Consider the following 12198-nt stretch of genomic DNA (forward strand, 5'->3'; position numbering starts at 1 on the left):
CCGACGTCAGTCGTTCACGGGCACGGGGTCCATCTCGACCCCGTCGTCGTAGACGAGCTCGGCGACCATGACGACCGAGCCGGTGTCGACCTGCATCTCGGAGTGCCCGCCGCAGCCGTACTCGGCGTGCACCACGTGCCCGTCGGCCGGGACGTTGCCGTTGCCGCAGACGCCGAACGCGCCGCGCAGCGACCCGCCGAGCGTGAGGTAGAAGCCGCAGGTCCCGCAGTGCGCGGAGGCCGCGCGGGCCATCTCCGCAGCGGGGCCGAAGTCGCCGCCGGTCCAGCGCTCGGCGGCGTCGAAGCGACCCGCCGGGCTCATCACGCGGGGGCGCCCGAAGCCGAGCTCGTCGGCGACCGCGCGGATCTCCTCGGCACCGGGCTCGTCGTCGTCCAGTGCCGCGTGGGCCGGGACGAGGCGCTCGTCGTCCTCGTCGACCGGGAGCAGGTCGCCCGGGGCGAGGTCCTCGGCGCGCACCCGCTCGTTCCACGGCACCCACTCCGGCGCCACGACCGCCTCGGCGCCGGGCAGCAGGGCGACCTCGCCGAGGGTGACCTCGTCGACGCCCATCACGGTGACCGCCCACGTCCAGCCGCGGTAGCCGGGCTTGGCGGCGGCGAAGTAGTGGGTGGCGGCCGTGTCGTCCTCGCGGACGACCTCGAGGTGCTCGCCGACCTGCTCGGACTCGCCCTCGGCGGCGTCCACCGCCGCGGTGCGCGCGAGATCGACGGCGGCGGCGAGCACGGCGGTGGGCACAGTGCTGTCTACGAGGTCCTGCACCCGTCCGATTGTGCCTGACTCCGACCGGCGGCCCGGCGTGGGAGTCTGCCCGCGTGCGGTGGCTCCTCGCGTTGGTCCTCGTCCCGGTCGTCTCGCTCGTCGCGACCGGCTGCTCCTCGACCCCGGCCCCCGCCGACCCGTCCGTCACCCGGATGACGGTGCAGGTGCTCGGGACGATGCCGCACGACCCGGCGGCCTTCACCCAGGGCTTCGAGATCGCCGGGAACAGCCTGTGGGAGGGGACCGGGCTCGAGGGGCAGTCGCAGCTCCGGGAGACCGACCCGACGACGGGCGCCGTCCGCCGGGCCGTCGACGTGTCCGCCGACCAGTTCGGCGAGGGCATCACCGTGACGCCGACCGGGATCTGGCAGCTCACGTGGAAGGACGGGGTGGCCTACCGGCGCGACCCGGCCACGCTCGCCGTCGTGGCGACCGTCCCGCTCGACCGGGAGGGCTGGGGCATCTGCCACACGGCGACCGACCTGGTCACCTCGGACGGCTCGTCGACCCTGGTCTTCCGCGACCCGCTGACCTTCGCCCCGCGGCGCACGGTGGACACCGGGGTGTCGCAGCTGAACGAGCTGGAGTGCGTCGGGGACACGATCTGGGCGAACGTGTGGCAGACCGACCGGATCGTCGGCGTCGACCCGTCGTCGGGACGGGTGACGGCGGTGGTGGACGCGTCCGCGCTGCGACCCGCGCAGACCCGCAGCGACCCCGACGCCGTGCTCAACGGGATCGCGGCGATCCCCGGCACCGACCAGTTCCTGCTGACCGGCAAGCGCTGGCCGGTGACCTACCGGGTCGTGTTCACGCCCGCGTAGGGCACGGCCACCTCGTCGAGCAGCTCGAGGACGTGCCGGTAGGTCTGCCCGGTCGCCCGTGAGATGCCCATCTCGCAGGTGCGGTTGCAGCTCGCGTAGAGCTCCGTCGGGTGGGCGCGGACCTCGGCGGCCTGCTCCGCGGTGGCGGCCTCGGTGAGCTCGGGGTGCAGCATCCCGCGGTCGCCCGCGTAGCCGCAGCAGCCCCAGGCCTTCGGCACCACCACCTCGTCGGCCACCGCCTCGGCGAGCAGGCGCAGGTCGTCGCCGATACCGAGGTGGGTGGTCGAGCAGGTGGGGTGCAGCGTCAGCGACGAGGCCCTCGTCCCGACGGCGAGCTTGGGCAGGATCTCCTGCGCGGTGAAGCTGACGGCGTCGACGAATCGCAGCGCCGGGACACGCCCGTCGTCGGGAAGGAGCTTCGCCAGGCCCTCCAGGCCGTGGGTGCACGAGGAGGCGTCGACGACGACCGGCAACCGTCCCTGCTGGGTCGAGCCCCACAGCCCGTCGACGACGCCGGCCGCCATCGCCCGGCTGCCGTCGGTGAAGCCCTTGGACTCCCACGGCACCCCGCAGCACATCTGCCCGATGCCCTCGGGGACGGCGACGACGAGGCCCACCCGCTCCGCGAGGCGCAGGAACGCGTGCGCGGACCCGTCGCCGGACTCCGGGGCGAAGACCTGGTGCAGGCAGGTCGGGAAGAAGACGACGTCGGGGTTCGCCGGGTAGGTCGGGTCGGGCCGCGTGTCGCCGCCGGGCGGGACCTCGCGCGAGTACAGCGGGACGAGGTCGGTGGGCAGCACCTTCCGGGCGGCCGCCGACGCGGCGGCCGTCAGCCCGGGCACCGTCGCCGCGAGCTTCAGGGCGACCCGGGCGGTGCCGGAGACGCCCTGCCAGTGCTCGGCGACGACCCTGCCCGCCTGCTGCGCCCGGTCGGAGTGCCGCTCGGAGCGCAGCCGCTTCATGAGGTCGCCGGTGTTGATCCGCACCGGGCACGCGGTGGCGCACATGCCGTCGGCGGCGCAGGTGTCGACGGCCTCGTAGGCGTAGTCGCGCTCGATCTCCGCGGCCAGCGCCGGGTCCTTCGCCGCGGCCCGGCGCAGCACGATCCGCTGGCGCGGCGTCGTGGTCACCCGCCGCGACGGGCAGACCGGCTCGCAGTAGCCGCACTCGACACACGCGTCGACCTCGGGGTCCACCGTCGGGACCGTCTTGAGATCGGTGAGGTGGGCGTCGGCGCGGTCGGACAGGATGATGCCCGGGTTGAGCAGGCCGGTCGGGTCGGCGAGGCGCTTGACCTCCTGCATCACGCCGTAGAGCTCGTCGCCGTACTGGCGGCGGACGAACGGCGTCATGATCCGGCCGGTGCCGTGCTCGGCCTTGAGCGTCCCGTCCTGGGCGAGGACGAGGTCGACCATCTCGTCGGTGAAGACGCGGTAGCGCTCGAGCTCGCGAGGGTCGTCGAAGCGCTCGTTGACCAGGAAGTGGACGTTGCCGTCCTTCGCGTGCCCGAAGATCACCGAGCCCTCGTAGCCGTGCCGGTCGAACAGCTCCGTCAGCCCGTCACAGGTCGAGGGCAGCGTGCGGACGGGCACCGAGATGTCCTCGAGCAACGCCGTCGTCCCGCTCGGGCGCGCGGCGGCCACCGCGGTGTAGAGCCCCTTGCGCAGCGCCCACAGCGAGGCGCGGGCGGTCGGCTCGCGGGTGAGGCCCGCGTCGCGGGTGAGCGGCAGCTGCGCGAGGACCGGTTCGGCGTCGGCCTGGACCCCGTCGAGTTCCTCGGCGGTGGCGGTCTGGAACTCGACGAGGAGGCCGGCATGCCCGTCGACGGCAAGGTCCTTCACCGTCGACGGCGCCCGCGGGTCGGACTGCGCGACGACGAGCGCGCGGGCGTCGAGCAGCTCGAGCGTCTTCGCCCCGGCGTCGAGCAGGGCCGGCAGCGCGTCGGTGGCGTCGCTCGTGTTCGCGAAGACGAGCATCGAGGTCGCCGCGTGCGGGAGGACCGGCAGCGTCTCGAGCACCACGTCCGCGACGAAGCCGAGGGTCCCCTCGGAGCCGACGAGCAGGTGGGCGAGGACGTCGATCGGCCGGGTGAAGTCGAGGAAGCTGTTCAGGCCGTAGCCCATCGTGTTCTTCATCGAGAACAGGTGGCGCAGGCGCTCGACGGAGTGCGCGTTCCCCGTCACCCGGCGCCGGAGCCGGTCGAGCCCCTCGTACAGCTCCGGCTCGCGGTGGCGCAGCTCGTCGTCGGCGTCCGGTCGCCCGGTGTCGATGACGGTGCCGGAGGCCAACACGAACGTCAGCGAGCGCAGCGTCGAGTACGTGTTGAACTCGGTGCCGCAGCTCATGCCCGACGAGTTGTTCGCGACGACGCCGCCGATGGTGCAGGCGGCGCTCGACGCCGGGTCCGGCCCGATCTTGCGGCCGTACGGCGCGAGCCGGGCGTTCACCTCGTTGACGATGAGGCCCGGCTGCAGCCGCACCGCGCGCCCGTCGTCCAGCACCTCGAAGCCACGGAAGAACCGGCGCGTGTCCACGAGGACGCCGTCGGAGACGCCCTGGCCGGACAACGACGTGCCGCCCGAGCGGAACGTGAGGTGCAGCCGGTCCCGGACCCCGAGCTGCAGCAGCGCCGCGATCTCCGCCGTGCTGTCCGGTACCACCACGGCCTGCGGCTGCAGCAGGTAGTGGGACGCGTCGTTCGCGTGCGCCGCGAGGTCGATCGGGCGGTGCCTGACCTCCCCGACCACCTGCCGCAGGGACTCGATGAGCGTGGTGGTGGCCGTCACGTCCTCCACGATCGCACGCCCGGGACGAGCGAACGGCCCGCTCGCGCACATGGATGCGTCGAGCGGGCCGTTCGCTCCCGACCAGGAATCAGCCGTCGCGGCCGTCGACGCCGTTGCTCCCGCGGGGGCCGTCGCCGCGCGTGCCGCCCGCCCCGCCCTCGCCCCCGGGGCTGCCCCCGTCGCCGCCGGCGCCGCCCGAGGAGATGCCGTCGTCCTCGGTGGTCGTGATCGCGCCCGAGTCGCCGCCGTCGCCGCCGTCGCCGCCCCGCCCGGTCGACCCCGTCTCGGTGGTGGTGCCGCCGCCGGTGGTGGTGGTGCGGGTACCGCCCTCGCCGCCGTCCCCGCCGTCCCCGGCGTTGCCGCCGCGGGAGACCGGGTAGGGACTGGTCGATCCCCCGCCGAACCCGCCGTTCCCGCCGTCCCCGCCCGCGCCGCCGCCGGTCGAGGTCCCCGCGCCGCCGGTGGCCGTGGCGCTGCCACCGCTGCCGCCCCGACCACCGTTGCCACCGGGCCCGCCGGCACTGCTGGTGGAGGTGGTGTCGTTCGGGTCGTCGACGACCCCGGTGGTGGCTCCGCCGTCGCCCCCGGCACCGCCGGCGCCACCCCGTCCGGCCGTGGCGGTCGCAGGCGCGCCGGCGCCGGCCGCCGCGGTCGCCGACCCGCCCTGGCCACCGGCCCCGCCCGCGGCCCCGCTCCCGCCGTCGATGAGAGGACCGGACGTGGCGGTACCGCCGTCGCCCCCGGCACCGCCGGTTCCTCCATTGCCGCCGGTGGCGCTCGCCGCGCCACCGGTCCCCGTGGCGCCGGAGGGCGCCGCCGCCCCGTCGACCGTGCCCGTGCCCCCGGCACCGCCCGCGCCGCCGGTGGCCCGGGCGTCCTGACCGGCGCCGCCCGCGGCCCCGAGACTGCCGGTCCCCCCGGTCACGTCGCGCCCGGAGGCCGGCGCCCCCGTGGTGCCGGCCGCCCCGTTCGTCCCGTCGGCGCCCTGCGCGGTGGCGCCTCCCCCGGCACCCCCGGCCCCCGGGTTCGCCGACGCGTTCCCGTCCCGCGGCGCTCCGGCCCCCGAGCCGCCCCGGCCACGGGTGGCCGTGGCGTTCCCGCCGGCTCCGCCGTCGCCGCCGGTGGCGACCACGGTGTTCGTCGCGGGGTCGTAGGTCCCCGTCGGGTCGGTGAAGCCCGCGCCGCCGGTGCCACCGGTCGCGGTGGCGTCGCCGCCCTGTCCGCCCGCGCCGCGCCCGAGGCCCCGGCCGGTGAGCACGAGCCCGCCGTCACCGCCGCGGCCGCCCGTCGCGGTCGCGCTCTCCCCGGCCGTCCCGTCCGGGTCCGCGGCCGTGCCGGCCGTCCCGTCCGCGCCGGTCGCGGTGGCGTTCCCGCCCCGACCGCCGGTGGCCAGGTCCTGGCAGTGGCCGTGGCAGACCGCGGTGCCGCCGGCGCCGCCGTTGCCGCCGGTCGCATTCGTCCCCGTGGCGTCCCCGCCCCGGCCGCCGCTCGCGACGTTGGTGCACACCCCGAGGCAGTAGGCCGTGCCGCCACGACCGCCGTTCTGCCCGGCGCCGCCGTTCGCGCCCGTGGCGACGTTGGTGCAGGTCCCGACGCAGTACGCGGTGCCGCCCTGCCCGCCGTTCACCCCGGGCTCGCCGACGGCGACGTCGGTGCAGGTGCCGAAGCAGAACTCGGTGTTCCCGGTCGTCGAGGAGTACTTCACGAAGCCGTCGCCGCGGGTCACCGTGTAGCCCGACCACGACGTCGGGGCCCACCCCTTCGGGGCCTGCTTCTCGGGCGACCTGGGCGAGCCGGTGCGCGTCAGCGTCGCCACCGGTCCGGTGCCCTGGTCCTTCGCCGCGGCGTGCACCGCTCCGGTGCGGTCCACCGCGACCACCGTCGGGGCGAACCCGACCGGTACTGATCCGCCCGAGGTCCATCCACCGGACCCGGTGGGCACGATCGCCGAGACGGTGCCCGAGCCCTTGTCCGCCGTGAGGACCCGCTTCGACACCGCGTCCCAGACCACGGCCACCGGCGTCGCCCCGACACCGACGGCGGCGGCCTGGCGCAGCCCGCCGCGGCCGTCCGGGACGAACACCCGCACCACCGAGGCGACCGGGTCGGCCTGGAACACGGTGCCCGACGACGGGTCCACCGCCACCCCGTGCGTCGACCCCACGGCCGGGGCCGAGGACCCACCCGACCGGACGACCTGCGGTCCGACCGTCCCCGACGACGGCAGCGCCGAGGACAGGGCCACCGGAACGCTCACCTCCGGCGGCGACGGGGCGAAGCCCAGCGCCAGGGCGAGCGCGGCCGGCACGCCGACCGATGCCACCGCCATCCGACGTCGAGAACCCTTGCGATGACGACCCGCCACGACCGTTACCCCTCGTGAGACCCCCGCGACAGGACCCGGTCCCCCGACCACCCCGTCGCACGCGTGATCAAGACTGTGGTCACGTCAAGGGATCGACAAACGACCTGAGTCCCGTTGCGTAGGTCCGAATGAGTGACTATCGCGTCAGATGGCGTACCACCGCCAGGACGCGGCGGTGGTCGTCGGCGTGGTCGGCGAGGCCCAGCGCCTCGTAGATCCCGGAGACGTGCGCGACGACCGCCTTCTCGGTGATGCCGAGCCGGCGGGCGATCGCGGCGTTGCTGCGGCCCTCCGCGATCAGCCCGAGCACCTCCCGGCGCCGAGCCGAGAGCCGCTGGACCCCGTCGTCCTGCCGGGCGAGCATCGCGGTCACCACCTCCGGGTCGAGTGCGACGTCCCCGGCGGCGACCCGGCGCAGGTCGCGTACGAAGTTGCCGACGTCGGCGACCCGCTGCTTGAGCAGGTAGCCCACCCCGCGCGGACGGGACCCGAGCAGTTCGACGGCGTACTGCCCGTGCACGTGCTGGGAGAGGACGACGACGCCGATGTCGGGGCGCACGGCCCGGACGCGGATCGCCGCCCGGAGCCCGTCGTCGGTGCGGTCGGGCGGCATGCGGATGTCGGTGAGCAGGAGGTCGGGCCCGAGGCGCAGCGCCGTCTCGACGACGGCCGGGGCATCTCCGACAGCCGCCACGACGTCGAAGCCCTCGCGGCGCAGCAGGAGGGTCAGTCCCTCCCGCAGCAGGGCCTCGTCCTCCCCGATCACCACGCGCACGGCAGCTCCACGGCCAGGGTCGTGCCCTGCCCCTCCGGGCTGGTCACGGTGAACCGTCCGCCGAGCGCCTCGACCCGGTCGCGCAGCCCGCGCAGGCCGGTCCCGCCCGCCGCGACCGCGCCGCCGCACCCGTCGTCGCGCACGGAGAGCTGCAGCAGCCCGGCCCGGCGGTGCAACCGGACCTCCAGCGAGGTCGCCCCCGCGTACTTGACGGTGTTGGTGATGGCCTCGGCCACCACGTGGAACCCGGTGCCCTCCACCGACGGGGGCAGGCGCGCGCCGTCGGCGTCGTCGGAGCGCTCCAGCGAGGTCCGTAGCGGCGTCCGGGCGAGCATCTCCTCCACGGCCGCCGTCAGCCCTCGCTCGATGAGCAGCGCGGGCATCACGCCCGCGACGATGAGGCGGACCTCCGCGGCCACCTCGTCGACGTCGCGCCGGAACGCCTCGAGGTCGGCCTCCTCCGCCCGGGCCGTACCGGCCCGCAGCGCCAGCAGGACCAGCCGGCCCTGGAGGCGGTCGTGCAGGTCGCTCGCGAGGCGGCGCCGTTCCCGGTCGCCCGCCTCGACCAGGCGCAGCCGGGACTCGCGCAGCTGCTCCTGCTCGGCGAGCAGCCGGGCGGTTAGCCGCTCCCGGTCGACCGCGATCGCCACCACCCGGCCGGCCGCGCGGACCGTCTCCGGGTCGGGCTGCAGCAGCGGGTCGTGCACGATCGCGCCCACGGGTCGCCCGGCCAGCTCGACCGGGACCAGCTCCCGGCCCGCGGGCACCGCCACGGGGTGCCCCTCCCCGTCGACCCAGCCCCCGTCGTCGTCCGGGAAGGCCAGTCTCAACGACGGATCCCCGAGGGTCCGGGCGAGCGCCGGACCGACCTCGCCGCGCCGACGCTCGGTGCTGCCGAGCCACTCACCGAGTTCCTCGAGGGCCGCGGTCCGGGCGAAGCCCCCCAGCAGCACCCCCGCGGCGAACGCGACCGGCGCCCCGGCCAGCACGGCGACCTGGAGCCAGTCGATCACCGCCGGGTCCACCCGAGCCACCCGGTACAGGTTGCCCAGCACGACCACCGCGACGAGGGACGCGCCGCCGTAGAGGAACAACGGCGCGAGCACCGGCCGGTCGGCGGGCGGGGCGGCACCGAGCCGGCGGACCAGCACCCAGGCGGTCGCGAGGATGACCACGAACGCGAGGGTGGAGTTGATCCCGCGGCCGACGAGCAGCAGGTCCGGGCGGTCGGCGACGAGGAAGGGGGACGCGGGGTTCCACAGCCACACCGGCGCCTGGAGCACCGTCGTCGTGACGTACCCGAGGGCGACGAGGAGGCGCGAGGGTCCGTCACGGAGACGCCCGGACGGGAACGCCAGCAGCACGTGCAGCAGGATCGCGACCGGGATCGTCGCGACGACGATCCCCAGCCCCACCAGCACCGGCACCGTGGTGGAGGCCAGTCCGCAGAGCAGCCACACGGAACCGCCGGCCGCGAGGAGGGGCCCGACCCGGCTCGCCGGCCGGCGCGACCAGGCCGCGAGCCCGGCACCGAGGTAGACCCACGCCGTGGCCGTGTAGGGCAGCCCGGCCGCGGCCGCAGCGGGCGGTCCCTGCAGGATCAGGGCGGCCTCGACGACCCCGAACGCCGCGCCGAGCGCGCCGAGCTGCCACAGGGCCGTCGTCGGTGCGCCGGTTGCTGGTCTCCGCACCGCCGAAGGGTGGCAGAGCAGGGGCCGGGTGGCCACGTCGACGGGACCTGGGTCCCTGGTGGGCGGCCGGGTCCCGGGCCTACCGTCCGTCGTCCATGACCATCCGGTCCGCGCCCCGCGGAGACGTGCTGTTCACACCGGAGACCGCGCCCTGGCGTGTCCCGGCCCCGCGGCGCCCGCAGGGTCCCGACGAGGGTCCGGTGCGGGTCGGGCCCGGCGGCCGCGACGCCGCCGAGATCCGCGACCTGTTCTCCGCCGTGTACGCCGGGGCCCCCTGGCCGGCGCGGCCCTGGCAGTTGCTCGCCCACGCCGACGACCACGGGGTCGACCTCGTCACCCGCGCCGCGCTCCGCGCCCTCCCGTCACGGGTCTACACCGGCCCCGACGACGTCTCGACCGCGCTCGCCGCGCTGCCCCCGGTCCACCGGCCCCGCCGGGTGGGCACCCCGGTCTGACCCGCCCACACGGGACGCCCACGCCCGACCGGGCATGATTCACCCGTGCGTGTCGCTCCCCTGCTGACCACCGTCGCGCTCGCGGCCGTCGTCCTCACCGCCTGCTCCTCGGCCCCCGCCCCGACGTCCTCGGGCCCGTCCCCGTCGTCGCCGGGGTCGAGCGCCGCCGAGGCCCCGGCCACCGGCGCGCTGCGCGTGGAACGGGTCGCCGAGGGCCTGGACAAGCCCTGGGACGTCACCTGGGTCCGCGACCGGATGCTCGTCACCCAGCGCGAGGGCACCCTGGCCACGATCACCGACGGACGCGAGACGCCGGTCCGGGCCGACCTCGCGAGCGTCTACGCCCGCGGCGAGGGCGGGCTCATGGGCATGGCCGCGTACCCGGACGACTCCGGCCGCTTCGTCACCTGCCAGACCCACCAGGAGGGCGGCCGCCCCGTCGACGTCCGGGTCGTCGCCTGGCAGCTCTCCGCCGACGGCGCGAGCGCCACCCGCACGAAGGACCCGCTGGTCGGCGGCCTGCCGATCAACCCCTCGGGGCGCCACTCCGGCTGCCGCCCGACCTTCGGCCCCGACGGTGCCCTCTGGATCGGCACCGGCGACACCGCCCGCGCCACGATCCCGCAGGACCGCACGGCGCTCGGCGGCAAGGTGCTGCGCGTCGACCCCGAGACCGGCGGCCCGGCGGCCGGCAACCCCTTCGCCTCGTCGGGCAGCGCGGCGGAGCGCCTCGTCTCCGGCTACGGGCACCGCAACGTCCAGGCCGTCGCCTTCCAGCCCGGCACCGGGACCGGCTGGAGCGTCGAGCACGGTCCGGACGTCGACGACGAGGTCAACGTCGTCATCCCCGGCCGCAACTACGGCTGGGACCCGGCCCGGGGCGGCGAGTCGCCGGGCGGGTACGACGAGGGCGTGCCGATGACCGACCTCCAGCGCTACCCCGACGCGGTGCCGGCCGCGTGGAGCTCGGGCGACCCCACGATCGCCACGAGCGGCGGCGCCTTCGTCTCCGGCCCGGCGTGGGGCGATCTCGACGGGGCCCTCGCCGTGACCGCGCAGAAGGGTGAGAAGCTGCTGTTCATGCGTCCCGGAACCGGTGCCGACGCCCAGCGGATCGTGTCGGTGTCGACCCCGCCGGAGCTCGACGGCGAGTTCGGTCGTCTGCGCGGCGCGCGGGTCGGCCCCGACGGCGCGCTCTACCTCACCACCGACAACGGGAACGACGACGTGATCCTGCGCGTCACCCGAGGGTGACCCGACCCGCCTGGTGGGAGCAGGGACCGGGGCCCGACGGCGGCCGCGGTCGCGGGGCCTCCCCACCGCCGGGCGGTCGTCCCCCTCGTCCCGACGCCGGGTCCCCCCGGCCCGGACCGCCGCGCGGCGGTCCGGCGCCCCGCCCGGCCCCCACGGCCCGCTACGACGGCCCGCCCGGGTGGCACGTGCCCCCGGGTCCCCCGCCCGCGCCACCGCGGGGCGGTCCGCCCCCGGCGCCCCCGCGCCGACGCCGTCCGTCGCGCTGGCGGGTGCCCGGCGCCCCCTCGATCGTCGGCGCGGTGGTGCTCGCCGGCATCGTCGGGGTGGTGCTCTTCCCGGAGGCGCTCGGCCTCGACGAGCGCTCGCCGTTCGTGCAGGTCGTCGCGTTCCGCCCGCAGCTGGCGACGGTCGCGCTCGTCCTCGCGGCGCTGGCCGCCTTCGGCGCCTGGCGGCGGGCGGCCGCCGGCACCTTGGTGGTCGCCCTCGCGGTCGGCCTGGTGAGCGGGATCGGGGTCGCCGACGTCGCGGGCCGGACCGTCGGCTCCGCCACGGTGACCGGGACCTCGGGCGGGCTCGTCGTGCTGGCGCTCAACACCTACACCGGAGACGCGGACGCCGACGACCTCGCGGCGCTGATCCAGGCCCGGAACCCCGACCTCGTGTCGCTGCCCGAGGCCCGCGGCGACCTGCGTCGCCGCCTCGACTCGCGGCTCGACGAGGGCCAGGGCGGCACCGGGTACCGCTCCTACTCGGCCGACGACGCCGACGACGCGTCGGGCATGACCGTGTTCGTCCGCTCCTCGCTGGGCCGACCCACCGTCACCCAGGACCGCGACGGCACCTACCCGGCCATCGTGGTGGACCTGCCGCGCTCGGCGCCGGGGGTGGCGTCCGGCCTGCGGTTCGTGGCCGACCACCCGCGCTCGCCGAAGCCGGGCGACACCTTCGGCTGGGTCCGCGACGTCGGCCGCCTCGCGCGGTGGTGCGACGCCGACCGGCCCACGATCATCGCCGGGGACATGAACGCCACCGCGGACCACGCGCTCTTCCGGTCCGCCACGGCGGACTGCACGGACGCGGGGTCGGCGACCGGGGACGGCGTCACCGGCACCTGGCCCTCGTGGGTCCCGGCGTTCCTCGGCGCGCAGATCGACCACGTGCTCGTCACCGGTGGACCACGGCCGCTCGGGTTCGAGATCGCCCCGGTCGGGGGGACCGACCACCGGGCGGTGCTGGCCCGCATCGGGCCGGGCTGACCCGTCGTCGGG

Annotated in this window: 9 protein-coding genes; 4 read left to right on the forward strand and 5 right to left on the reverse strand. The window is 76.3% G+C overall.

All coding sequences use genetic code 11. From position 1 onward, the window contains the following. Positions 1 to 6: 6 nt before the first annotated feature. A complete protein-coding gene (locus BJ983_RS16905; protein WP_179794858.1) occupies positions 7 to 780 on the reverse strand; it encodes a DUF3027 domain-containing protein in 774 nt (257 codons plus the stop codon). Positions 781 to 833: 53 nt separating this feature from the next. On the opposite strand from BJ983_RS16905, the gene BJ983_RS16910 reads away from it, so the two are divergent. Further along, a complete protein-coding gene (locus BJ983_RS16910) occupies positions 834 to 1604 on the forward strand; it encodes a glutaminyl-peptide cyclotransferase (protein WP_179794859.1) in 771 nt (256 codons plus the stop codon). On the opposite strand, the gene BJ983_RS16915 is transcribed toward BJ983_RS16910, so the two are convergent. From BJ983_RS16915 to BJ983_RS32370, 4 genes are all read right to left on the reverse strand, one after another. Continuing rightward, positions 1577 to 4390: an FAD-binding and (Fe-S)-binding domain-containing protein gene (locus BJ983_RS16915; protein ID WP_343054225.1), complete on the reverse strand. Its 2814-nt coding sequence runs from the start codon at positions 4388 to 4390 to the stop codon at positions 1577 to 1579. The genes BJ983_RS16910 and BJ983_RS16915 overlap by 28 nt on opposite strands. Before the next feature lie 88 nt (positions 4391 to 4478). Continuing rightward, on the reverse strand, positions 4479 to 6719 hold the full coding sequence (locus BJ983_RS16920) for a YncE family protein (RefSeq protein ID WP_179794861.1): 2241 nt from the start codon (positions 6717 to 6719) through the stop codon (positions 4479 to 4481). A 172-nt stretch (positions 6720 to 6891) separates the two neighbouring features. Further along, entirely contained in the window at positions 6892 to 7530 is a 639-nt protein-coding gene (locus BJ983_RS16925; RefSeq protein WP_179794862.1) for a response regulator, read from the reverse strand. Further along, on the reverse strand, positions 7518 to 9221 hold the full coding sequence (locus tag BJ983_RS32370; protein ID WP_179794863.1) for an ATP-binding protein: 1704 nt from the start codon (positions 9219 to 9221) through the stop codon (positions 7518 to 7520). Before BJ983_RS32370 ends, BJ983_RS16925 begins: the two co-directional genes overlap by 13 nt. A 95-nt stretch (positions 9222 to 9316) precedes the next feature. On the opposite strand from BJ983_RS32370, the gene BJ983_RS16935 reads away from it, so the two are divergent. The 3 genes from BJ983_RS16935 (at position 9317) to BJ983_RS16945 (ending at position 12186) form a co-directional block, all read left to right on the forward strand. Then, positions 9317 to 9676, forward strand: a complete 360-nt coding sequence (locus tag BJ983_RS16935) for a DUF2795 domain-containing protein (protein ID WP_179794864.1) — start codon at positions 9317 to 9319, stop codon at positions 9674 to 9676. 45 nt (positions 9677 to 9721) lie between these two features. Beyond that, positions 9722 to 10930 carry a PQQ-dependent sugar dehydrogenase gene (locus tag BJ983_RS16940; RefSeq protein WP_179794865.1) on the forward strand — a complete coding sequence of 403 codons (1209 nt, stop codon included), beginning with the start codon at positions 9722 to 9724 and terminating at the stop codon, positions 10928 to 10930. Between the two features lie 269 nt (positions 10931 to 11199). Next, complete coding sequence (locus tag BJ983_RS16945; RefSeq protein ID WP_179794866.1) at positions 11200 to 12186, forward strand: endonuclease/exonuclease/phosphatase family protein; 987 nt, start codon at positions 11200 to 11202, stop codon at positions 12184 to 12186. Positions 12187 to 12198: the final 12 nt, after the last annotated feature.

It is taken from the genome of Actinomycetospora corticicola (genome assembly GCF_013409505.1).
GTDB classification, from domain to species: Bacteria; Actinomycetota; Actinomycetes; order Mycobacteriales; family Pseudonocardiaceae; genus Actinomycetospora; species Actinomycetospora corticicola.

Excerpts from the sequence above, each read along its gene's own strand:
- BJ983_RS16920 (WP_179794861.1), bottom strand. The coding sequence starts at position 6,719 with ATGGCGGTGGCATCGGTCGGCGTGCCGGCCGCGCTCGCCCTGGCGCTG.
- BJ983_RS16935 (WP_179794864.1), top strand. The coding sequence starts at position 9,317 with ATGACCATCCGGTCCGCGCCCCGCGGAGACGTGCTGTTCACACCGGAG.